The sequence below is a fragment of the Pseudomonas sp. CH235 genome (assembly GCF_004368175.1).
Classification (GTDB): Bacteria; Pseudomonadota; Gammaproteobacteria; order Pseudomonadales; family Pseudomonadaceae; genus Aquipseudomonas; species Aquipseudomonas paraglycinae.
In genome coordinates, this window is sequence record NZ_RRZJ01000001.1 from 470912 (window position 1) to 494382 (window position 23471).

23 protein-coding genes and 3 tRNA genes are annotated in these 23471 nt (G+C 59.3%); 16 read left to right on the forward strand and 10 right to left on the reverse strand.

Annotated elements, in window-relative coordinates:
* Window positions 1–164 precede the first annotated feature (164 nt).
* The 9 genes from EIY71_RS01980 (at window position 165) to EIY71_RS02020 (ending at window position 7820) form a co-directional block, all read left to right on the forward strand.
* A complete protein-coding gene (locus EIY71_RS01980) occupies window positions 165–1226 on the forward strand; it encodes a nitronate monooxygenase family protein (RefSeq protein ID WP_134020255.1) in 1062 nt (353 codons plus the stop codon).
* 173 nt (window positions 1227–1399) lie between these two features.
* A complete protein-coding gene (modA, locus tag EIY71_RS01985) occupies window positions 1400–2155 on the forward strand; it encodes a molybdate ABC transporter substrate-binding protein (protein WP_127798291.1) in 756 nt (251 codons plus the stop codon).
* Entirely contained in the window at window positions 2156–2836 is a 681-nt protein-coding gene (gene modB / locus EIY71_RS01990) for a molybdate ABC transporter permease subunit (RefSeq protein WP_134020258.1), read from the forward strand.
* Between the two features lie 3 nt (window positions 2837–2839).
* Window positions 2840–3919, forward strand: coding sequence for a molybdenum ABC transporter ATP-binding protein (gene modC / locus EIY71_RS01995; protein WP_134020261.1), 1080 nt, complete (start codon window positions 2840–2842; stop codon window positions 3917–3919).
* 73 nt (window positions 3920–3992) lie between these two features.
* Complete coding sequence (locus tag EIY71_RS02000; protein ID WP_085745527.1) at window positions 3993–5030, forward strand: DNA topoisomerase IB; 1038 nt, start codon at window positions 3993–3995, stop codon at window positions 5028–5030.
* A gap of 143 nt (window positions 5031–5173) precedes the next feature.
* Window positions 5174–6799 carry an ABC-F family ATP-binding cassette domain-containing protein gene (locus EIY71_RS02005; RefSeq protein WP_085745526.1) on the forward strand — a complete coding sequence of 542 codons (1626 nt, stop codon included), beginning with the start codon at window positions 5174–5176 and terminating at the stop codon, window positions 6797–6799.
* 71 nt (window positions 6800–6870) lie between these two features.
* Window positions 6871–7101, forward strand: a complete 231-nt coding sequence (locus tag EIY71_RS02010) for a hypothetical protein (RefSeq protein WP_007958903.1) — start codon at window positions 6871–6873, stop codon at window positions 7099–7101.
* A 120-nt stretch (window positions 7102–7221) separates the two neighbouring features.
* The gene (locus EIY71_RS02015; RefSeq protein ID WP_007958902.1) at window positions 7222–7452 is read left to right on the forward strand and encodes a hypothetical protein; all 231 of its coding nucleotides are present in this window, start codon (window positions 7222–7224) and stop codon (window positions 7450–7452) included.
* A gap of 83 nt (window positions 7453–7535) precedes the next feature.
* A complete protein-coding gene (locus EIY71_RS02020; RefSeq protein WP_134020264.1) occupies window positions 7536–7820 on the forward strand; it encodes a hypothetical protein in 285 nt (94 codons plus the stop codon).
* Window positions 7821–7907: 87 nt separating this feature from the next.
* Here EIY71_RS02020 and EIY71_RS02025 read toward each other — a convergent pair whose 3' ends face one another.
* The 9 genes from EIY71_RS02025 to EIY71_RS02070 all read right to left on the reverse strand — a co-directional run bounded on the left by EIY71_RS02025 (window position 7908) and on the right by EIY71_RS02070 (window position 13290).
* A complete protein-coding gene (locus tag EIY71_RS02025; RefSeq protein ID WP_134020267.1) occupies window positions 7908–8201 on the reverse strand; it encodes a hypothetical protein in 294 nt (97 codons plus the stop codon).
* A 182-nt stretch (window positions 8202–8383) separates the two neighbouring features.
* Entirely contained in the window at window positions 8384–8818 is a 435-nt protein-coding gene (locus tag EIY71_RS02030) for a hypothetical protein (protein WP_007958899.1), read from the reverse strand.
* A gap of 301 nt (window positions 8819–9119) precedes the next feature.
* Window positions 9120–9206 (reverse strand) — tRNA-Leu (locus EIY71_RS02040).
* Window positions 9207–9401: 195 nt separating this feature from the next.
* Window positions 9402–9475, reverse strand: a tRNA-Cys gene (locus EIY71_RS02045).
* Window positions 9476–9522: 47 nt separating this feature from the next.
* Window positions 9523–9598: transfer RNA gene (locus EIY71_RS02050), tRNA-Gly, on the reverse strand.
* A 60-nt stretch (window positions 9599–9658) separates the two neighbouring features.
* On the reverse strand, window positions 9659–10219 hold the full coding sequence (gene pgsA / locus EIY71_RS02055; RefSeq protein ID WP_085745522.1) for a CDP-diacylglycerol--glycerol-3-phosphate 3-phosphatidyltransferase: 561 nt from the start codon (window positions 10217–10219) through the stop codon (window positions 9659–9661).
* Between the two features lie 32 nt (window positions 10220–10251).
* A complete protein-coding gene (gene uvrC, locus EIY71_RS02060; protein WP_085745521.1) occupies window positions 10252–12075 on the reverse strand; it encodes an excinuclease ABC subunit UvrC in 1824 nt (607 codons plus the stop codon).
* Between the two features lie 2 nt (window positions 12076–12077).
* Window positions 12078–12719, reverse strand: coding sequence for a UvrY/SirA/GacA family response regulator transcription factor (gene uvrY / locus EIY71_RS02065; protein WP_032829778.1), 642 nt, complete (start codon window positions 12717–12719; stop codon window positions 12078–12080).
* 127 nt (window positions 12720–12846) lie between these two features.
* Window positions 12847–13290, reverse strand: a complete 444-nt coding sequence (locus tag EIY71_RS02070; RefSeq protein WP_134020326.1) for an N-acetyltransferase — start codon at window positions 13288–13290, stop codon at window positions 12847–12849.
* Between the two features lie 649 nt (window positions 13291–13939).
* Between EIY71_RS02070 and EIY71_RS02075 the strand changes: the two genes are divergently transcribed.
* On the forward strand, window positions 13940–15010 hold the full coding sequence (locus EIY71_RS02075; protein WP_085745520.1) for a 3-deoxy-7-phosphoheptulonate synthase: 1071 nt from the start codon (window positions 13940–13942) through the stop codon (window positions 15008–15010).
* Between the two features lie 64 nt (window positions 15011–15074).
* Here the strand turns inward: EIY71_RS02075 and EIY71_RS02080 are convergent, their stop codons facing one another.
* Complete coding sequence (locus EIY71_RS02080) at window positions 15075–16193, reverse strand: hypothetical protein (protein WP_102718107.1); 1119 nt, start codon at window positions 16191–16193, stop codon at window positions 15075–15077.
* Window positions 16194–16530: 337 nt separating this feature from the next.
* On the opposite strand from EIY71_RS02080, the gene EIY71_RS02085 reads away from it, so the two are divergent.
* The 6 genes from EIY71_RS02085 (at window position 16531) to EIY71_RS02110 (ending at window position 23453) form a co-directional block, all read left to right on the forward strand.
* Window positions 16531–17400 (forward strand): triacylglycerol lipase, encoded by an 870-nt coding sequence (locus tag EIY71_RS02085; protein ID WP_134020329.1) that lies wholly within the window; start codon window positions 16531–16533, stop codon window positions 17398–17400.
* Between the two features lie 97 nt (window positions 17401–17497).
* Window positions 17498–17779, forward strand: a complete 282-nt coding sequence (locus tag EIY71_RS02090) for a peptidylprolyl isomerase (RefSeq protein WP_007952068.1) — start codon at window positions 17498–17500, stop codon at window positions 17777–17779.
* A gap of 134 nt (window positions 17780–17913) precedes the next feature.
* The gene (locus EIY71_RS02095; protein ID WP_085745517.1) at window positions 17914–19782 is read left to right on the forward strand and encodes an extracellular solute-binding protein; all 1869 of its coding nucleotides are present in this window, start codon (window positions 17914–17916) and stop codon (window positions 19780–19782) included.
* The gene (locus EIY71_RS02100) at window positions 19782–20843 is read left to right on the forward strand and encodes a microcin C ABC transporter permease YejB (RefSeq protein ID WP_007952064.1); all 1062 of its coding nucleotides are present in this window, start codon (window positions 19782–19784) and stop codon (window positions 20841–20843) included. The genes EIY71_RS02095 and EIY71_RS02100 overlap by 1 nt, the downstream gene beginning before the upstream one ends.
* On the forward strand, window positions 20843–21865 hold the full coding sequence (locus EIY71_RS02105; RefSeq protein ID WP_085745516.1) for an ABC transporter permease: 1023 nt from the start codon (window positions 20843–20845) through the stop codon (window positions 21863–21865). The genes EIY71_RS02100 and EIY71_RS02105 overlap by 1 nt, the downstream gene beginning before the upstream one ends.
* 13 nt (window positions 21866–21878) lie before the next feature.
* A complete protein-coding gene (locus EIY71_RS02110) occupies window positions 21879–23453 on the forward strand; it encodes an ABC transporter ATP-binding protein (protein ID WP_134020270.1) in 1575 nt (524 codons plus the stop codon).
* Window positions 23454–23471 lie beyond the last annotated feature (18 nt).

A 23471-nucleotide genomic window follows, 5' to 3' on the forward strand; every position in this document is an offset into this window, starting at 1 on the left:
ACTGCAACATTTTGCCCCACTCGACCTTTAGCCAATCGGGCCCGAACACCGAGCCAGCACCGGCTGTTCAAGCTACAAATCTGTGCTGGTCATGGGGGTGGCTTTGCGTTAAAAAACCGGCTGCTACCGTCCCTGCCCTGTTTTGTCGTCGGAGAAGCTATTCCATGAGCCAATGGCCTGATACCCGCATTCTTGACCTGTTCGGCATCGAACTGCCGATCATCCAGGGCCCCATGGCCGGTGCCACCAACTCATCCATGGTCATCGCAGCGTGCAACGCCGGTGGCCTGGGTTCGATGCCGGCCGCGATGCTGACCATCGAGCAACTGCGCGAAGAGCTGAAGACCATTCGCCAGGGCACGAACAAGCCATTCAACGTCAACTTCTTCTGCCATCAACCGCCGGCTGCCGATGAACAAAAGGCCCGCGACTGGAAAAACCTGCTGGAACCCTACTATCGCGAACTGGGTGTCGATTTCGATGCACCGACGCCGGTGTCCAACCGCGCGCCCTTCGATGCGGCCGCCTGCGAAGTGCTGGAAGAATTTCGCCCTGAAGTGGTGAGCTTCCACTTCGGCCTGCCGGAAAAATCCCTGCTGGATCGGGTCAAGGCCACCGGTGCGAAAATCATCTCGTCGGCAACCACCGTCGACGAAGCGATCTGGCTGGAGCAGAACGGTTGCGACGCGATCATCGCCATGGGTTACGAGGCCGGCGGCCATCGCGGGATGTTCCTCAGCGCTGACCTGAGCAGTCAGGTCGGTACGTTTGCGCTAGTGCCGCAAGTGGTCGACGCGGTGAGTGTGCCGGTGATCGCTGCCGGTGCGATTGCCGATGCGCGCGGCGTGGCGGCAGCGTTCCTGCTCGGAGCTTCGGCGGTTCAGGTCGGCACGGCGTATCTGTTTACCCCGGAAGCGAAAGTCAGTGCGTCGCACCACAAGGCCTTGCGCACCGCCAAGGAAAGCGAGACAGCGGTGACCAATCTGTTTACCGGGCGCCCGGCGCGGGGGATTCTCAATCGGGTGATGCGCGAGCTGGGCCCGATGTCGGACAAGGCCCCCGCCTTTCCGCTGGCCGGCGGTGCCTTGATGCCGTTGCGCACGAAGGGTGAAGCCGAATTCAGTAACCTTTGGGCCGGCCAGGCCTTCACACTTGGTAAGGACCTCGGCACCGCCGAACTGACCCGGCAACTGGCGGAAGGCGCACTGGCGAAACTGACGCGATGATGAACCCGAACGGGTGAGGAGCGTGGCGCTCTCACCCGGTTTAAAAGCAGTGCTTCCCGTTTGGCGGCATTTCGCTATATATTTCTCTATATAGCGTTTCACTCCCTCGCATCGGCGCAGTCTACCTTCCAATAACAACTGCCCACTGCACTTGCCATCCACGGAGCCGTTACATGATCAATCGTGCCTCACGTTTTGCCCCTGCCCTGCTCGCGGTATTCGCCATCGGCGCCGCGCAGGCCGACGAAGTGCAAGTCGCTGTTGCGGCCAACTTCACCGCGCCGATCCAGGCGATTGCCGCCGATTTCGAAAAAGACACCGGGCACAAACTGGTCGCTGCGTACGGCGCCACCGGCCAGTTCTACACCCAGATCAAAAACGGCGCGCCGTTCGAAGTATTCCTTTCGGCGGACGACACCACCCCTGAAAAACTCGAAAAAGAAGGCGACACCGTCAAGGGTTCGCGCTTCACCTACGCCATCGGCACCCTGGCGCTGTGGTCGGCCAAGGAAGGCTACGTCGATGCCAAAGGCGACGTCCTGAAGAAAAACGAGTACCAACACCTGTCCATCGCCAACCCGAAAGCCGCCCCTTACGGTCTGGCTGCCACTCAGGTGCTGGAAAAACTGAAACTGACCGACGCCACCAAGGCCAAGATCGTCGAAGGCCAGAATATCACCCAGGCCTATCAGTTCGTGTCCACCGGCAATGCCGAGCTGGGCTTCGTCGCCCTGTCGCAGATCTACAAGGACGGCAAGGTCAGCAGCGGTTCGGCGTGGATCGTTCCGGCGAGCATGCACGACCCGATCAAGCAAGACGCAGTGATCCTCAACAAGGGCAAGGACAACGCCGCTGCCAAGGCGCTGGTTGATTACCTCAAAGGCCCGAAAGCCGCTGCGGTCATCAAGTCCTACGGTTACCAGCTGTAAATGGCGCTGACGAGTGCCGATTTCGCGGCGATCTGGCTGACCCTGAAACTGGCGTCCCTGACCACCGCGATCCTGCTGGTCGTCGGCACGCCGATTGCCCTGTGGTTGTCGCGCAGCCGTTCCTGGCTGCGTGGCCCCATCGGCGCGATTGTCGCGCTGCCGTTGGTGCTGCCACCGACGGTCATCGGTTTCTATCTGCTGCTGGCCCTCGGCCCCAATGGCTTCATTGGCCATTTCACCCAGTGGCTGGGGCTTGGTACCTTGACGTTCAGCTTCACCGGCCTTGTGATCGGCTCGGTGCTCTATTCCATGCCGTTCGTGGTGCAGCCGTTGCAAAACGCTTTCTCCGCGCTCGGCACTCGCCCACTGGAAGTGGCCGCGACCTTGCGCGCCAATCCTTGGGACACCTTTTTCAGCGTGATTCTGCCCCTGGCGCGTCCCGGTTTCATCACTGCAGCGATCCTCGGCTTCGCCCATACCGTCGGCGAATTCGGCGTGGTGCTGATGATCGGCGGGAATATTCCTGACAAGACCCGGGTGGTTTCCGTACAAATCTACGACCACGTCGAAGCCATGGAGTACGCGCAGGCGCACTGGCTGGCCGGGGCGATGCTGGTGTTTTCGTTTCTGGTGTTGCTGGCGCTGTATTCCAGCCGCAAGACCCGCGCGGGCTGGAGCTGATCGATGATTGATGCACGTCTGAAACTGGCTTGGTCGGGCTTCAGCCTCGATGTCGATCTGCAGATGCCCGGTCGCGGTGTGACGGCGCTGTTCGGTCAGTCCGGCTCGGGCAAGACCACATGCCTGCGCTGCATCGCCGGGCTCGAACGCGCGCCACAGGCCTTTATCCGCATCAATGACGAGGTCTGGCAGGACAGCGAGAAAGGCATTTTCGTGCCGCCGCACAAACGCGCGCTCGGCTATGTCTTTCAGGAAGCCAGCCTGTTTCCGCATCTGTCGGTGCTGGCCAATCTGCAATTCGGCCTCAAGCGCATTGCCAAGGCACAGCGCCGGGTCGACATGACCCAAGCCACAGAACTGCTAGGGATCGGCCACTTGCTCGATCGTCATCCGCAGCACTTGTCCGGCGGTGAGCGCCAGCGTGTCGGCATCGCTCGCGCGCTGTTGACGAGCCCCAGACTGCTGCTGATGGACGAGCCTTTGGCGGCCCTCGACAGTCAGCGCAAAAGCGAAATCCTGCCCTACCTGCAACGCCTGCACGACGAACTGGAAATCCCGGTGTTGTATGTCAGCCACGCTCAGGACGAAGTGGCCAGGCTCGCCGATCATCTGGTGCTGCTCAGCGACGGCAAAGCGCTGGCCAGCGGTCCGATTGGCGAAACCCTGGCGCGGCTTGACCTGCCCTTGGCCATGGACAACGACGCCGGCGTGATCATTGAAGGCCAGGTCAGCGGCTACGATGCCGACTATCAATTGCTCGCCCTGCAACTGCCGGACTCGTCACTGAATATCCGCGTGACCCACGCGCCGATGACGACGGGCCAGAAACTGCGCTGCAAGGTTCACGCGCGAGACATCAGCCTGACCCTGCAAAACAGTGAGTTCAGCAGCATCCTCAATCGCCTGCCGGTCACGGTCGTCAGCGAACAACCGGCCGACAACGCCGCGCACGTGCTCATTCGCCTCGATGCCGGCGGGACACCGTTGCTGGCGCGCATCACTCGCTACTCGCGGGATCAGCTTGGCGTGCATCCGGGCCAGTCATTGTGGGCCCAGATCAAGGCCGTCGCGGTGTTGGCGTAAATCCGCGGGCACGACCGTCATGGCGTGCGGTCAATGGCTTTAACAGCCTGATTTGACGCGAAGGAAGTCCGCCATGCCCGATACTGCGCTCACCGAAGTGTTGCCTTCGGATCTGCATTACGTCGATGACACACAGCCCGGTATCACCCGAAAAAAACTGCGCGGAAAATTCGCCTATTTCGACCCCGCAGGCCAGCGCATCACCGATCCTGACGAGATCAAACGCATCAACGCACTGGCTGTTCCGCCGGCCTACGTCGACGTGTGGATCTGCGCCGACCCGCGCGGCCATCTGCAAGCCACCGGCCGGGACGCACGTGGGCGCAAGCAATATCGCTATCACGCTCGCTGGCGCGAAGTGCGCGACGCGGACAAGTATTCGCGTCTGCGTGAGTTCGGTCTGGCGCTGCCCAAACTGCGCAAACAGCTGGAGGCGCTACTGGCCTCGCCGGGCTTCAGCCGCGACAAAGTCATGGCGACGGTCATCACGCTGCTCGACGCCACGCTGATCCGCGTCGGCAACACGCAATACGCGCGGGACAATCGCTCCTACGGCCTGACCACCCTGCGCAGCCGGCATGTCGAGGTCAACGGCAGCGCGATCCTGTTCCAGTTTCGCGGCAAGAGCGGCATCGAACATCAGATCACGGTGAAGGACCGGCGACTGGCGCGGATCATCAAGCGCTGCCTGGAAATTCCGGGGCAGAACCTGTTTCAGTATCTGGATGAAAATGGCGAGCGGCATACCGTCAGCTCTTCTGACGTCAACACCTACCTGCAAACCCTGACCGGCGCGGATTTCACCGCCAAGGACTACCGAACCTGGGCCGGCAGCGCCCTCGCTTTGGCGGTTCTGCGGGAGCTGCAATGGGAATCCGAGACCGAGGCCAAGCGGCATGTGGTCGAGATGGTGAAGGGCGTCGCCCGCCAACTGGGCAACACGCCGGCGGTCTGTAGAAAGTGCTACATCCACCCGGCGGTGGTCGAGCATTTCATGCTCGGCGCCTTGGCCGAGCTGCCGAAGCCGCGCATCCGCAAAGGCCTGCGCAAGGAAGAAGTCGCATTGGCGCTATTCCTTGAGCGGATGGTCGAGCAGGCAGGCACGCCTTGAAGCCTTCGGCCGTCTCGACTAGGCTACGCCCTCCTACCTCCCCGGGACGACCGCAGAAGTGAACAACTAAGCCTTCAAAAATGTAATCGCGACACGCCATTCATGGCGCGTGTCAGTGTTCACGACATTTTCTGGAGGTGCCGATGACTCACGTCTCGCGTACGCCTGCTCTCGTCTCCCTGAATCAACTGGGTTTTCAGTTCGCCAATGGCGAGACGATTTTCACTGCACTCAATCTGAAATTCGATCACACCCCGACCGCCATCGTCGGGCGCAATGGCGTTGGCAAAAGCGTACTGGCGCGCCTGATCGCCGGAGAATGGCAACCCACCAGCGGCAGCGTGACGCGCGCCGTGGCGACAACCTACGTGGCGCAGAGCTTTGTCGCTGCACCCGGCGAGACGGTCGCCGAGTCCACCGGCAGCGCCGCGATTCTTCAGGCTCTGGACCGAATGAACCGGGGCTGCGGATCAGTCGAGGATTTCGATCTCATTGGCGAACAATGGGATCTGGCGGACCGTCTGCGCCGCCTGCTCGATGACGCCGGCCTGGCCGAAGTCGCCTTCACCGACGAGACCGGAAACCTCAGTGGTGGCCAGCAAGCGCGCATCGCACTGATTGGCGCGTTTTTGAGTCAGGCTCCGCTGCTGGTTCTCGATGAGCCGACCAACCATCTGGATGCACCAGGACGACAATGGCTGATGAACTTACTGGAACGCTGGCACACTGGTTTGATCGTCGTCAGCCATGATCGGCAGCTGCTCGACCGGATGCTGCGGATTGTCGAGTTGAGCGCGTCGGGGGCTATCGAATTCGGTGGCAATTACTCGGCATTCCGCGAGCATCAGCGGATCCATCAAGCCGCGGCGCAGGCACGCCTCGACCACGCCAGAAGCGAACGCCAGCGAGAGCGGATTCGGCTACGGCGCGAACACGACACGATACAGCGCCACGCCGCCAACTCGCGGCGCAACGCCGAAACCGCCAACATTGCCAGTTTCGAATACGTGGCGATCAAGGGCGCCGCGCGAGAGATCATGGGGCATGTACGTCAGGGTCATCAGGCCCGCAAGTCAGAGCTCGATGCCCAGGTGCGCGAGGCTTACGCCAAGGTGCAACCCGAGGACAGCGTGCTGATCAACCTGCCCGGGAGCGCGGTGCCGAACAACCGCCAGATCTGCTCGCTGGTTGACGCTCGGCTGCCCTGGCTGTCAAACGGCGCACTGAGCCTTACGATCCACGGCCCGATGCGCATCGCTGTCAGCGGTCCCAACGGCTGTGGCAAATCAACCCTGTTGAAAGCGCTCGCCGGGGAACTGACACCCGTCGATGGAACCGCCACGACTCACGTGCCATTCGCATTCCTGGATCAGCAACTGGCGCAACTGGACGATCAGCGTTCCATCACCGAACAGCTGATGATGCAAGGAACTGCACTGACCGAGGGCACCCTGCGCAGCTATCTCGCACACTTGCAGCTGGATGCAAGCCGCGCCACGGCTCCCTGCGTTTCGTTGAGCGGTGGCGAGCGCCTGAAAGCCGCACTGGCGCTGGCCTTGTGGCGAACGGATCCTGCGCAGCTGTTGCTGCTGGATGAGCCGACCAACCATCTGGATCTGCCGTCGGTGGAAGCGTTCGAACGGGCGTTGCAGTCATTTCCGGGTGCCATTGTCGCCGTTTCCCACGATCAGGACTTCCTCGAGGCGTTGAATCCGACTCACCATCTGCGCTGGCACCCATTAGGCTGGCAACTGCACCCGACGAACTGACTTGGCTATTTTTTGCACGATTGCTCAGGGCTTCTATAGTTGATCTGGTACGAATCAGCCGCGGTGACGCCATGGAAGACATATTCGTCGTGAAGCGCTGCAACAAGATCGTCATCCACGGCCGGCGCGCCGGAGAGACTCTCCATGAGCCCGCAGAAGCCCTGGGCTGGTATCGCATCTGCGACACGCGAACCGGCGGTTTCATCGGCGATGGCTACGATCGGGAAGAAGACGCCCGCAAGGAATGTCATCGGCTCAACGCCGCCAGCTCGCGAGTGACCGCCCCCGAGTCGTCGGGCTGATAGCTGTCATTTACGGGTCTATACTCAAACCAGCTGAAGGAGCAGCGCCCCAACGGCAGAAAGCTCGCCCTTCGCGGGCTTTTTGCTGCCACCGAGCGGATTAATGAACGGAGGTGTTCCATGTCCGAAAGAGAGTCCATCACCACTCTCCTCACCTTGCTCGATGCCCGCGAAGCACGCCTCGCCGCGGCCTGCAAAGAGATCGCCGACTGGGTCGACCATCAAGGCGGGCACCCCACCGCCCTGCGCATCCGCGACCGGCTGAACGATATCGAAAAGGATACCCCGCTGATTCGCAGCACCCTGTCATCGCTCAAACCGATCGACCGGCCGTTGCCACGCTTCAGGTAGGCCATCGATTCACGGTGCGCGAATAAAGAACGTCCTTGGTCGTGAGAGGTCAATACCTTTACACGTCACCGAGGAGACGTCTTATGGTCATTCATTTCAAAGTCGACGGGCACCTGGCCTGCGGGCACAAGGGCAACAACCTCTCCGCCAGCAGCGAACTCAATCGTGTGAAGTGCCGCAGCTGCCGCAATACCGACGCATACAAGGATGCGCGCAAAGACCAGCGCAATGCGGCGCGGCGCGCGGCTCGCCACTCCAGGGCTGCACACTCCGCGTCCGACTGGCGTTCGGAGTGGATCGAGCGGTTGACCGCGATGGCCGGACTTCAGCGCTTGCCTAGAGGGTTTACTGGGCAAACTTTTGTCTGAGCAAAAAAATGGGCCGATTAAATCGGCCCATTTTTTTTGTTTGCTCAACGCCCCGCTGATCATTGCTTATTAATGGAACAACCCGAATTACTTTGTTTCCTTCACCTGACAAACCCCATTGGCTTTGTTCTTGCCCGTGTAAGAAACATCAGGTGAGCCGTCGGGCATGATCGTCAGCGAGATGGTCACGCCACTGCCTTTGGCTTCGAAGGCGTTATCGTTGAATTTCTTCAGTTTCCCTTCTTTACCGTTGATATAGATCGGGCCGCCCTTGTCGGCATGGACCTCGATATTGCCCGGGCATGTTGCGTTCAACAGCGGGATGCCGGCTTTAGCAAAGCCTGAAGACATCAGCAAAACGCTCAATAGCAGTCGCTTCATCATCATTGTCCTGTGTTCGGTTGAGCCAGAAAGAAACACTAGCTCACTTCGCTCGCAATGACCGAAAAGTACACCTGGGATAGGAAAGGGAAAAAGGTGGTGGCTTTTCAAAACAGCGTTCAGACAAGAATCATGCGCATAAAAAGCCCGGCTCGGTGGCCGGGTTTTGGATGTTTTCAAACTCAGTATCGTTCTAACTGCCTTGTCTCGGTCTTGTTACACCGGATGCACGAAAGCGTTTTATGCGTATCGTTACGGGAGACCTCAGTCATGTAGTGGTCCTCCTTCTTCACCTGAGTGAAGCCGCATCTGATGCATTTTTCCTTCACCTTGCAAAAATCATCCGTGCCCATCTCGACGAAATCTTCATGCTTCACCTTTGAATCTTCGTGGTCGCAATGTACGCAGTTGCGAATCATCGTACAGGTATGATGGTTCTTGTAGGTAAACTCACCAAACTCATGCTTGTGTTTGGTCAAATGCTCAAAACAGTCAGGGCATGTTTTTTCCAGCAAACACGCCGGGCCACTAACAGCCTTGACATAGTCTCCGGCGTGAATGCCGACTCCGCATTTAGCTTTGAGAGCCAGCTCCTTGACCTTGTCGAAAAATCCCATTTTTTCCTCCGGCGTATTGTTCTTAACACCACTATGTCGTCTGCAAAGCTGAAATCTTTAATACAAACCCCGACGCTAGGCCGAGTTAAAGAAAGCCGTGCGCGTTTCGCGATACTTGTGCGCTATGGAAAACAAGGAGCAGCTCGGGCACACCACCGAAGTGTCGACGGAGAATGAAACCCGGAAAAGGATCGGCAAGAAAGTCACCCCGACCAAGTGAGTTGCGGAGCAGGCTCCGAAATTGCGGAGCGCAAATGATAAGGGCCTGCATGAGTAAACTCACGCAAGCCCTTGATATTCATGGTGCCCGAAGCCGGAATCGAACCGGCACGCCCTTACGAGCGGGGGATTTTAAGTCCCATGCGTCTACCAGTTTCGCCATTCGGGCGGTAGCGCGGTGTTGCTTGGTTCTGATGACGATTCACAGTCCTGACAGGAACTGCATGTCGGCGGCAGAGGGGGAAATATATACATCACTTCCCGGTGAAGCAAGTTTGCAGTTGCCGTTTCAAAGACTAAATCTTTCAGTGCAACGCAAATAAAAAAGCTCCGTAAATCATGGATCTACGGAGCTTGTTTATAGTGGAGGCCGAGGTCGGAATCGAACCGGCGTAGGCGGATTTGCAATCCGCTGCATAACCATTTTGCTACTCGGCCTCAAAACATTTGCTGTCAGTAGCGCAACAACAAACGTTGTACAAACTTGGAGCGGGAAACGAGACTCGAACTCGCGACCCCGACCTTGGCAAGGTCGTGCTCTACCAACTGAGCTATTCCCGCTTGGTGTGGCGCATTCTATAGATTCCAGATGCCCCGTCAACCCTTTGATTCAAAAAAGTTTTATTTCTTTTCAACATCGGTCTTCAGATGTGGCCAGGCAGCGCGGAGGTATTGAACCATCGACCACAGGGTCAGGCCTGCAGAGACCATCAGCAACGCATAACCGACCAGAACCCAAAAGCTGAAATCTTTTGGATTGGCCAGCAGGATCACCAGCGCGAGCATCTGTGCAGCAGTTTTCCACTTGCCCAGATTCGACACGGCCACATGGGCCCGCGCACCAAGCTCGGCCATCCACTCACGCAATGCCGAAACTACGATCTCGCGACCGATGATGACAGCCGCCGGAAGTGTGAGCCAAAGATTGCCGTGTTCTTGCACCAGTAGCACCAGGGCAACGGCAACCATCAGTTTGTCAGCGACAGGATCCAGAAACGCACCAAACGGCGTGCTCTGCTCCAGGCGTCGCGCGAGATAGCCGTCCAGCCAGTCCGTTGCCGCCGCAAAGGCGAATACCGAACTTGAGGCCAGATAGCTCCATTGGTAAGGCAGATAGAACAACAGAATGAAGATCGGGATGAGCAGGACGCGGAGAACGGTAATCAGATTAGGGATATTCATCGGCACAACTGGCTACGAGGTGAATGGGCATTCTACTCACTATGCAGGTTTGCATAAATCGACTCTGCTAGCTTTTTGCTGATCCCCGGTGCTTTGGCGATCTCTTCGATGCTTGCACGAGACAGCTCCTGCAATCCACCAAAATGTTTCAACAGGTCCCGACGCCGGGTTGGCCCGACGCCTGCTACGCCTTCCAGCGTTGACGTGCGGCGGGTCTTGCCGCGGCGTGCGCGGTGGCCAGTGATTGCAAAGCGATGGGCTTCGTCACGAATCTGCTGGATCAGATGCAGCGCCGGCGAATCACCCCGCAAGGTGAACTCGTGCGCCGCATCATTCAGATACAAAGTCTCGAATCCCGCCTTTCGCGTGGCACCCTTGGCGACCCCCAGCAAGATCAGATCCGGGACAGCCAGCTCGTTGAGCACATCACGCGCCATCGACAGCTGCCCCTTGCCGCCGTCCACCAACAGGATGTCCGGCAATTTGCCCTCGCCCTCCTTCAACTTGCTGAAGCGTCGGGTCAGGGCCTGATGCATGGCGGCATAATCGTCGCCGGCGGTCACGCCTTCGATGTTGTAGCGACGGTAATCCGACTTGATCGCCCCTTCCGGGCCGAACACTACGCAGGAAGCCACCGTGGCTTCACCGCTGGAGTGGCTGATGTCATAGCACTCCAGCCGTTGCGGCGGCTCATCGAGGTTCAACACTTCTGCCAATGCCTCGAAACGCGCAGCAACGTGCTGACGGTTGGCCAGCCGGGCGCCCAGCGCCTGTTCGGCATTGGTCACAGCCAGTTGCTGCCAGCGCGCCCGTGTACCGCGTACCCGATGGCTGATAGTCAGCTCACGTCCGCGCAGCGCCTGAATGGCCTCGATCAGCGCAGGGAAGTCTTCGTGCACAACGTTGACGATCAGCTCGCTCGGCAAGTCGCGCTCCGGGCTGCTGATGAAGTATTGCCCGAGGAAAGCGGCCATGACCTCGGCCACTTCTTCTTCAATCCCGACTTGTGGGAAGAAGTTCTTGCTGCCAAGCACCCGCCCTCCCCGCACGCTGATCAGGTGGACACAGGCACCGCCCGGATTGACGAACGCAGCGATCACATCGATGTCGCCGGTACCGCCCTCCATGCTCTGTTGATCCTGCACCCGACGCAGCAAGGCAATCTGGTCGCGCAGTTCGGCGGCGCGTTCGAATTCGAGGTTGATTGCTGCCTCTTCCATCGCCGTCGACAGCTCATTGGTCAACGCATGACTGCGCCCTTCGAGGAACATCACCGAGTGACGCACGTCCTCGGCGTAAACCTCAGGCTCGACCAATCCGACACAAGGCGCCTTGCAACGCTTGATCTGATATTGCAGGCACGGCCGGGTCCGGTTCTTGTAGTAGCTGTCCTCGCACTGACGCACGAAGAACGTTTTCTGCAGAAGACTGAGACTTTCGCGAATCGCCCCGGCACTCGGATAGGGACCGAAATACTTGCCCTTGGCCTTTTTAGCCCCGCGATGAATGCTCAGGCGCGGGAATTGCCCGTCAGACAAAAAGACATAGGGATAGGATTTATCGTCGCGCAGCAGGATGTTGTACGGCGGCCGCCACTCCTTGATCAGGGTTTGCTCAAGCAGCAACGCCTCTGTCTCGTTGGACGTGATGGTGGTTTCGACCTGGGCGATACGCCCGACCAGTGCCGCGGTTTTCGGCGCCAGGCCTGTCTTGCGAAAGTAACTGGCCAGACGTTTCTTGAGGTTCTTCGCCTTGCCGACGTACAGCAGACGCGCATCGCTGTCGAACATGCGGTACACGCCGGGGCGCCCACTGACGGTCGAAAGAAAGGCGCCCGAATCGAATGCTTCAGTCATGGTCAGAGGCTGGCATCAACCATGCCGTGTCGAACCGCCAACAGCGTCAGTTCGACATCGCTGCTGATCGAGAGCTTCTCGAAAATGCGGTAGCGGTAGGTGTTAACGGTTTTCGGCGAAAGGCACAATTTGTCGGAAATGATCTGAACCTTCTGACAGCCGACAATCATCAGCGCAATCTGGATTTCCCGTTCAGACAACGCATCGAACGGTGAATCGTTGGTCGGCTGAAAGGATTTGATTGCCAGTTGCTGGGCAATTTGCGGGCTGATGTAGCGCTGGCCGGCAAATACCAGGCGAATGGCCTGAACCATTTCCGGCAATCCGGCGCCCTTGGTCAGATACCCCGCCGCACCGGCCTGCAACAACCGTGTGGGAAACGGATCTTCCTCGCACACAGTGACCGCGACCACTTTGATGTCGGGATGACTTCGCAACAGTTTGCGCGTGGCTTCGAGACCGCCGATGCCTGGCATCTTGACGTCCATCAGCACCACGTCGGGCTTCAACTCACGAGCCTTGATGAGGGATTCTTCCCCGGACTCGGCCTGGCCTACCACCTGCAGGCCATCGATATCGGCCAGCATCCGTGTAATGCCTGTACGAACGAGATCATGGTCATCGACCACTAGCACCCTAATCAAGCAGACACCTCGCGATATGGTCTTATTGGGATGCCGGACACCTTAGCAAAAAGTGCCGGGCAGACCTAGCGGCAAGCAACATATAAAAAGTTTCAACTTTTCATCGAGAGCTTGCCAGCCGTGGGTTTCAGAGCACAGGTGTACTGAAATCGAGCTGCATTCGCAGGAAACACTCGTCCTCGCCCTGCACAATCATTCCTTTTCTTCGATACAGGTTTTGCGCCGGATTATTTTTGAAAACTGTCAGGCGCAAGGCCGGGCGGCTCTCACGCCGAGCCATCGCAACAACCTGATCGATCGCCCAGGATCCCGCGCCCTGGCCTTGAGCGCTTTCGACGATCTGCAATTCTCGGATGTACACAGCCCGCGCATCTCGACTCAGACTGAAATACCCCGTCAATTCGCCATCACGAAGGATCAACCAGCTTTCGCGGCCAGCCCAAGCGACATCAAACGCCTCGTCCTGCCACAGCAAGTCATAGTGAATGTAGTAGCGGAGCATGTTTCGGCAAGTCAGCTCTCGTACAAACGACAGGTCGGCGGACGTTGCCTGGCGCAACTCAAGACTCATTCCTGCCTCGATCTTAGTCAAGTTCATGCACCTTCCTTGAGCGCAAGTTGAGAAAGCAGAGTGTGTCACACCTTTGCAGGCGCTCAACCCATAGAGGCCCTCTTACGCGTTCAATAGCATTTTCTGATTGCTGACGCGCAGCAGCCTCTAGTAAGCTCGGCGCATTCTTTGGAGACAGTTCATGTTCAACGCCCTTTCACAGCTTCGTACTGCCAGCGCCTCGCGTTCGGTTGCGGCTGCCCGGGCGAATGGCGTCTGCGCTGCTCCTGCAAGCTTTTATTTTGGGTATTGGTTTAGCCACTGGCGCGCCTGATACCCAACCGGCGCCCATTTGAACGGGTCGCCTACCAGAGATTTCTCAACCCCCGGTCGGCCTCCCGACCGGGGGTTTTGTTTTTTCAGGCCCTAATTTTTTCAGCAACACACCAGACACTTTGAGGATTCAACCAATGAACTACGCCACTTATTACCGTTACGACAGTTTTACCGCCTGGCGATTTACCAGCCTCCGCTCGGGACAGCCTGCCGCCTCCGATCGGTCACCCACAGGTGGCAAGCCAACACACGTAGCCAATCCGGCCAATTGTCGAACACCCCAGTAGGGCCGAGTGAGCGGGAAGCACCCGCCGTCCGCCCAGGAAGACCGAATATGAACTCGTCCGTTTCTGCTCTGCCACTGTCCACCCTTAACCCTGCCAACGAAGCATTGACCCTGCGTCTGCCGAGTTCGCTGCAACTCAAACAGCAATTGCCCCTGAGCAGTGCGCTGAACCAGCAAGTCGTCGCCCACCGCCAGGCGGTTCGCGCGATTCTCGATGGCCATGACCCGCGTTTGCTGGTGATCGTCGGCCCCTGCTCGATTCACGACCCCGAGTCCGCGCTTGAATACGCCAGCAAACTTTCGCGCCTGGCCGAAGAAGTCCGTGATGACATGCTGCTGGTGATGCGTGCCTACGTCGAAAAACCTCGCACCACCGTCGGCTGGAAAGGCCTTGCCTATGACCCTCATCTGAATGGTAGCGACGATATGGCTGCCGGCCTCACGCTGTCGCGCGAACTGATGCTGGAAATGATCCGCCTCGGGCTCCCGATTGCCACCGAACTGCTGCAGCCCATGGCTGCCGGGTACTTCGATGACTTGCTGAGCTGGGTCGCCATTGGCGCCCGCACAACCGAGTCACAGATCCACCGGGAAATGGCCAGCGGACTGAGCATGCCGGTCGGCTTCAAGAACGGCACCGATGGCGGTGTGACCGTCGCCGTTGACGCAATGCGTTCGGCAGCCCATGCCCATCGCCATTTCGGCGTAGACAGCCAGGGCCACCCGGCGATCATCCAGACCCCGGGCAACCCGGACACCCACCTGGTGCTGCGTGGAGGTCACCAAGGGCCGAACTACGACCGCGAAAGCGTTGCCGTCATCAATACCGAGTTGAACCGCCTGAAAATTCCGAGCCGGATCATGGTCGATTGCAGCCATGCCAACAGTGGCAAGGACCCGCTCCGCCAGCCGGGCGTGTTCAACGATGTGCTGGAGCAGCGACTGCAAGGTAACCGCTCGTTGATCGGCATGATGCTCGAGTCGCACCTGTTCGAGGGATGCCAGCCCCTGAGCGAGTCGCTTCGTTATGGCGTTTCGGTGACCGATGGCTGCCTCGGGTTCGATGCAACAGAACGCTTGTTGCTGGATGCCGCGCAACGCATTCGACAACAGTCCTGACAGCCAAGCCGCCCTCCGGTGTGTCATTCACCCGGAGGGCCAGCCGATGCTCAATGTCCACACATCAACCCTTTACTCGCAGCAGTTTCACACCGGACATTTGACTCACATCATCAAGCCTCTCGACCGAATAGGACACTTGCACAAGGGTGTCCACATGTTCGCGCCAGAATCGATACGGCACGATGAAAACCAACGGCTGCATCGCCATTCCGTTGATTATTTCGCGATCATCGCGGTGAAAGAATGACTCGCCGTCGCATTTGAGATAAACCAGCTCACCCTCTTCCACCCGCGCATCGCTGATCAGCACACTCACGCCGTCGATTGCATCCTCCACGTTGAGCACTCCGTCATCGGCTTCGAGTACTTGGGGCGCCGCCAATACACCTCTTTCAAGAGGAGCGATGCTGATTCGAGTCTCACCTGATTCTCGAATCGCGCCGCTCTGCTGTTCGACACAGTATCGGACCACCACCTCCCCGCCGAGATGCGGCGTGATGAATTCGGGCGCGATCCCCAGCACCAGAGGCCGACCGACAGCAAAGGACTCGACGATCAGCGTGTCTCGAAGTGATGCTCCCTGCACGGCCCCCTCCCAGATCAACCGCACCCGGTCGCCAGCACTCATACCCGCATAAGGCTGAAGCGTGACCGATGTCCCATCGATCACACGTGCGGGGTCGAGGCTGCCCCCAACGGCATCCTCGAGAGTGGCTGGCAGCAGGCTGCACCGAACGTCTCCGACATCCAGTTGCCTGCGCAAGGAAATCACTGGTTCCGGCCGCGCGGCACTGGTCAATGTCCAGAACATCTCCAGCGAACCTCCGTCCAGCGCTGCCACGTGTGCGCCCCGGACGACCAGAACGATCGCCCTTCCCAGTTGGGCTTCGCTGATAAATCGCGGTATTTCATGGTGATAAGGCAGACCTTCGATATCGTGGCCACGCCAGCTCAACACGATCCGGTCCCCGCATGCCATACCCGGATAGGGAGCAATCCGCACGACAACCCGGCTCAGTGAGGGATCAAGGACAGCACCCTCCAACGAATCGATTGAGGGTACGGGCAGTGATAAAGACTGCTCGCGTGCATGACAATGCTCGAACGCCCCGACTCTTTCAGCATCCATCCCATTGGCTCGCTCCCGCGAAGCTGTTGCCTGTGCATCCGTCATGTTCATTAGCTGCTCCATTCCCTGGAAGTGACACGCCGCCGAAGAGCAGCGTGAAAGAGCCTCTATTTAACGCGCTTCATCGATCACCCGATGTCAGCCCCACACCCGGCGGGACAGGGTTAACTGCACTGAAGCGAGTAGGCAAAAAAAGGAAAAACACGCTTGATAAGGCGAGAACCCTCCAAATATTCAGAACGGGACCTCATTCAAAAGTGAAATTTCATACACACACTGATCCAGATTCCAACGCATTAGGAGGATTCTTCAGGCATCGCAAGCGCAGCGACTGTTTTAGAGTGGCACGCAGACAACTTCGATGAATCTCTGCGATCAAGGACGAAAAATGCAACGAAATGCAACGACTCTTTATCCCGTTCTGCTGGTGCATGGTCTGTTCGGATTCGAGCGCATCGGCCCTTTCGAACTGTTCCATGACGTCAAACAGGCACTCAAGGCCGCCGGAGTACAGGTATTCGTGCCGCACTTGTCGGCCGTCCATGACAACGAAATGCGAGGCGAGCAACTGTTATCGCAAATCGAATGTGTGCTAAGAGGCACAGGTGCCACCAAAGTCAACCTGATCGGGCACAGCCAGGGTGCACTGTCTGCTCGATATGCTGCAGCGCTTGCCCCAAACAAGGTCGCGTCCGTGACTTCGGTCAGCGGCCCCAACCACGGCTCGGAGCTGGCAGACTTCCTGCGCAAGGCGTTGATCCCCGGACGACTGCCGGAGGCCGTTGCCCAGAACGTTGCCACGCTGTTTGCCGACTTTCTGTCATTGGTCAGCGGGCAAGAACAACTGCCTCGCAATGCGCTGGCTGCACTCAACGCGCTGACGACAGAGGGCGTTGGCAAATTCAATGACAAATATCCGCAGGGCCTTCCCGATACCTGGGGTGGCCAGGGTGCCGAGCGGGTCGATGGCGTTCGCTATTATTCGTGGAGTGGCGTTGTGCCGGAATTGACCGTGCAGTCCCTCGACCCGGTGCAAGGCATCTGCCTGGCCCTGTCGGAATATTTCATTACAGAACCCGCACAGAACGACGGTTTTGTCGGCCGTTTCAGCTCTCACCTCGGCACCGTGATCCGCTCCGATTATCCGCTCGACCATTTGCGCAGCCTGCGTCGGGGCATCGGCCAGCGCACCACAGAAAACGATCCCGTCGAGCTCTACATCGAACACGCCCTGCGCCTGCAAGCAGCTAATCTCTAGGGGCCGGTATCAGACGAGCGAATGGAACTTTGGCGAGAAATCGGCCACTGAATCCGGTAGGCTCCCCCCTTTACTGATTTGATTGGAGAGTTTCCCCATGGCTAAAGCCACTGCCCGCCACATCCTGGTTTCCAGCGAAGCCAAGTGCAACGAACTCAAGGCCCAGATCGAAGGTGGCGCTGATTTCGCCGAAGTGGCCAAGGCCAACTCCACTTGCCCGTCCAGCCGTCAGGGCGGCGACCTGGGTTCGTTCGGTCCTGGCCAGATGGTCAAGGAATTCGACACCGTGGTATTCAGCGCACCGATCAACGTCGTGCAAGGCCCGGTGAAGACCCAGTTCGGCTACCACCTGCTGGAAGTCACCAGCCGCCAGGACTGATTTCAGCCCGACCTGCTGTGCAACGGCCCGCCTGATGGCGGGCCGTTTTGTTTTGGTTACACCACACCGCTGGCGAACGGCGCGCCGCTCGCGTACAAATTGCGCTTATCGATTACCCGGCTTTAAGGCTGACAATGCGACTGGCTTTCCCGACTTTGATGTTCACTGCCGTGACCCTGCTGCTCGGGATCACCGGTGTGGACGCCGCACCGCAGCATGCGATGACCGTCTATGGCGAACCGGCAAAATACCCGCCCGGTTTCAGTCACTTCGATTACACCAACGTCCGGGCGCCCAAGGGCGGGACGATGCGCCGCTCGGCCATCGAGATCGGCCACTTCGACCATGTCCTGCCGTACATCGACAAAGGCATCGGCGTCAGCCAGATCGACGGCCTGCTGTATTCCCCGTTGGCCCAGCGCTCGCTCGACGAGCCCTACACCGTATACGGCCTCGTGGCGCAGAAAATGGAACGCTCGGATGACGGCCTGTCGTTGCGCTTCTTTATCAATCCCAAGGCCCGCTTCGCCGATGGCAAGCCGATTACCGCCGAAGACGTGCGCTACACCTATGATTTGCTGATGACCCAGGGCAGCCTGCGTTATCGCACCCAGTTCGCCGACGTCAAAGGCGTCGAAGTCGAAGCCCCGCTCACCGTACGTTTCGATTTCAAGAGCAACGAAAACCGCACCCTGCCCCTGGACATCGCGACCCTGCCGGTATTTCCCGAGCATTGGTGGAAGACCCGTGATTTCGCCGGCGGTGGCGGCTATGAACCGCCGCTGGGCAGCGGCCCGTATCGGGTAGGCAAGGTCGACTCCGGGCGCAGCATCACCTTTGAACGCAATCCCGACTGGTGGGGCAAGGACCTGCCGGTCAGCCGTGGCCTGTACAACTTCGATCACTTCAGCATCGAGTACTTCGGCGACACCGACGTCGCCCGCCAGGTCCTGCGCGGCGGCGCCTACGACTACAACCGTGAGTTCTCCGCCACCGGCTACTCCATCGGCTACGAGAGCCCGGCCCTGAGCGACGGTCGTCTGCAAAAGGCTCATCTTGCCACCGAAGCACCGCAGTCGGCACAGGGCTTCGTGTTCAACCTGCAAAAGCCGATATTCCAGGATCGTCGCGTTCGTCAGGCACTGGCCATGCTCTGGGATTTCGAATGGAGCAACCGGCAGATGATGCGCAACATGTACATCCGCCAGCAGAGTTACTTTTCCAATACTGATCTGGCCGCCCGCCAGTTGCCGGATGCCGCCGAACTGAAGATTCTCGAACCCTTGCGCGGACAGATTCCCGACGAAGTGTTCACTCAGGTCTTCGAAGCACCGAAGACCGATGGCAGCGGCATTATTCGCGACAAACAACTGCAAGCGCTGGAGCTACTGGAACAGGCCGGCTGGAAACCCGATGGCGACCAGTTGGTCAACGACCGCGGCGAGCCGTTGAGCTTTACTTTTCTGGTCAGCCAGAACGGGATGGACCGTCTGCTGCTGCCTTACAAGCGCACGCTGAAACAGATCGGCATCAACCTCGACATCCGTCGCATCGACTCCTCGCAGTACGTCAATCGCCTGATGAGCCGCGACTACGACATGATCGTCACCGGTTACCCGGTCACCACCTCCCCCGGCGGCGAACTGTTGAACTACTTCGGTTCGGCATCGGCCAACGATCCCGGCGCCAACAATTACATGGTGCTGAAGAACCCGGCGGTCGACACCTTGATCAACGGCCTGATCCGCGCCTCGACCCAGGCCGACATGCTGCGTTATGCCCATGCGCTGGACCGGGTGCTGCAATGGAACTACTACTGGATTCCCAACTATTACCCGCCGGGCACGTCGACCGTGTGGTGGAACCGCTTCGGCATTCCCACCGTGCAGGCGAGCAATGACGAAGCGATCGAGAGCTGGTGGGAAATCAGCAGCACGCCGCTGACCAACCAGCAGATGACGGCCGAGAAAATCAGCCGTGGCAGACCCGGAGGGCCGCACTGATGTGGGCTTACATACTGCGACGCCTGCTGCTGATCATTCCAACGCTGGTGATCATTCTGCTGGTGAATTTTGTGATCATCCAGGCCGCGCCGGGTGGTCCGGTCGAACAGGCCATCGCCCACCTGCAAGGCATCGGCGGCGCCAGTGTCGGCGGCGGTGCGAGCGAGACCATGAGCGGCACGTCCCGCGCCAGTCGCGGCCTCGATCCGCAGCTGATCAAGGACATCGAAAAACAGTACGGCTTCGACAAACCCGCCCATGAACGCCTGTGGCTGATGCTCAAGAACTACGCGCAGCTGGATTTCGGCAAGAGCTTCTTCCGCGGCGCCACGGTCACCGACCTGATCCTGCAGAAAATGCCGGTGACCATTTCCCTCGGCCTGTGGGCGACGCTGATCACTTATCTGGTGTCGATCCCGCTGGGTATCCGCAAAGCCGTGCACCACGGCAGTCATTTCGATATCTGGAGCAGCACGGCAATCATCATCGGCTACGCCATGCCGGCATTCCTGTTCGCGATGTTCCTGATCGTGGTGTTCGCCGGTGGCACCTCGCTGAACTGGTTTCCGGTGCGCGGTCTGGTGTCCGATAACTTCGAATCCCTGTCGACGCTGGGCAAGATCACCGACTACTTCTGGCATCTGGTATTGCCGGTCACGGCGCTGGTGATCGGCGGCTTCGCCACCCTGACCATCCTCACCAAGAACTCCTTCCTCAATGAGATCACCCGCCAATACGTGGTCACCGCTCGCGCCAAAGGCCTGAGCGAAAACCGGGTGCTGTACGGGCATGTGTTCCGCAACGCGATGCTGCTGGTGGTGTCGGGCATTCCCCAGGCGTTCATCAGCGTGTTCTTTGCCGGTTCGTTGCTGATCGAAGTGATCTTCTCGCTCGACGGCCTCGGGCGCATGAGTTACGAAGCAGCCGTGTCCCGTGACTATCCGGTGGTGTTTGGCTCGCTGTTCATCTTCACCCTGTTCGGCCTGCTGATAAAACTGATCGGCGACCTGTGCTACACGCTGGTCGACCCGCGCATCGACTTCGCCGCGAGGAACGCCTGATGTTCAAGCTCTCGCCTCTGGGCCGTCGCCGCTTCGAACGCTTCAAGAAAAACCGCCGGGGCTGGTGGTCGCTGTGGCTGTTTATCGGCCTGTTTCTGCTTAGCCTCGGCGGCGAACTGATAGCCAACGACAAGCCATTGGTCGTCAGTTATCAGGGCCAATGGTACTTCCCGGTATTCAAGCGACACACCGAACAGGAGTTCGGCGGACAACTGCCGTTCCAGGCCGACTACCGCAGCGACTACGTGCAGAAGCTGATCCGCAAGGACGGTGGCTGGCTATTGTTTCCGCCGATTCCATTCAGTGACGACACCCCGAACTACGACCTCAACAAACCGGCACCGAGCCCGCCGACTTCGGTCAACTGGCTGGGCACCGACGATCAGGCGCGTGACGTACTGGCTCGGGTGATCTTCGGCGCGCGGGTGTCGATCCTGTTCGCCCTGATGCTGACCTTCGTCAGCGCCCTGATCGGCATCGCGGCCGGCGCCCTGCAGGGCTATTACGGCGGCTGGGTCGATCTGCTCGGCCAGCGATTGCTGGAGGTCTGGTCAGGACTGCCGGTGCTTTACCTGCTGATCATTCTTTCGGGATTCGTCGAGCCGAACTTCTGGTGGCTGCTGGGGATCATGGCGCTGTTCTCCTGGCTGGCGCTGGTGGACGTGGTACGCGCCGAGTTTCTGCGCGGTCGTAATCTCGAGTACGTCAAGGCTGCCCGAGCCTTGGGCTTGAGCGATCGCAAGGTGATTGTCCGGCACATCCTGCCCAACGCGATGAACGCAACCCTGAGCTATCTGCCCTTTATTCTGACCGGGGCGATTTCGACCCTGACCGCGCTGGATTTCCTCGGCTTCGGCATGCCCGCCGGCAGCGCGTCACTGGGCGAGCTGATCAGTCAGGGCAAGCAGAACCTGCAAGCGCCGTGGCTCGGGTTGACCGCGTTTTTCACCCTGGCGCTGATTCTTTCCCTGTTGGTATTCATCGGCGAAGCGCTGCGCGATGCCTTTGACCCGCGCTCATGAACGGATATTTGATATGACTGACAACCTGATCGAAATCCGTGACCTCAGCGTTGCCTTCCATGGCCAGACCGTAGTGCGCAACCTGTGCCTGGACATCCGCCCCGGCGAGTGCCTGGCACTGGTCGGCGAATCGGGCTCGGGCAAATCGGTGACGGCCCACTCGATCCTGCAACTGCTCCCCGAATGCGATGCCCGGACCACCGGCAGCATCCGCTATCGTGGGCAGGAACTGGTCGGCGCCGATCCCAAGACCCTGCGCGACCTGCGGGGTAACCGCATCGCCATGATTTTCCAGGAGCCGATGACCTCGCTCAATCCGCTGCACACGATTGAAAAGCAGATCGGCGAAACCCTGTTGCTGCACCGTGGCCTCGGTGGCAAGGAAGCTCAGGCGCGGATCCTCGAACTGCTCGAACTGGTGGGCATCCAGAAACCGAAAGAACGGCTGAAGGCTTATCCGCATCAACTTTCCGGCGGTCAACGCCAGCGGGTGATGATCGCGATGGCCCTGGCCTGCGAACCTGAATTACTGATCGCCGACGAGCCGACCACCGCCCTCGACGTGACCGTACAGCGCAAGATCCTGTTGCTGCTCAAGTCCCTGCAACGGCGCCTGGGCATGTCGCTGCTGCTGATCAGCCATGACCTCAATCTGGTGCGCAGCATCGCCCAACGGGTGTGCGTGATGAAGGCCGGGGAAATCGTCGAGCAGGCACCGTGCGAAACCCTGTTCACCGAACCGAAACACCCTTACAGCTGCGTGTTGCTCAACGCCGAACCGGAAGGCGAAGCGCTCCCGCGGGACGAACGCGAAAACGTGCTCGAAGTCGATGACCTGCGGGTTGATTTCACGGTCGGCGGCGGGCTGTTCCAGCGCAAGCAATACCTGCGCGCGGTGGATGGCATCAGCCTGAACATCCAGCGCGGCAAGACGCTGGGCATTGTCGGCGAGTCCGGTTCGGGCAAGTCGACCCTCGGCCAGGCGATTCTACGGCTGCTCGACTCCAAGGGCAGCATCCGCTTCCAGGGCACGGCCCTCGACGGCCTCGACCAGAAACAGATGCGGCCGTGGCGCCGGCAGATGCAGGTGGTGTTCCAGGATCCGTTCGGGAGCCTCAGCCCGCGCATGTCGGTGGCGCAGATCATCAGCGAAGGGCTGGAGGTGCATTGCCAGTCCACCGCCGAGGAGTGCGACGATCAGGTGATCCGCGTGCTCAAGGAAGTAGGGCTCGATCCCGAAAGCCGTCATCGCTATCCCCATGAGTTCTCCGGTGGCCAGCGTCAGCGCATTGCCATCGCCCGGGCATTGGTACTCAAACCCGCGCTGATCCTGCTCGACGAACCGACCTCGGCACTGGATCGCACCGTGCAGAAACAGGTGGTCGCCCTGCTCCGCCAGCTTCAGGAAAAACATGGCCTGACGTATCTGTTCATCAGCCACGATCTGGCCGTGGTGCGGGCGTTGGCCCACGACATGATCGTGATCAAGGACGGCAAGGTGGTCGAAAGCGGCGCCAGCCATGACGTGTTCGACTCACCGCAGCATCCCTATACCAAAGAGCTGTTGGCGGCGGCGCATCCGGGATAGGCATAATCGCGCCACCTG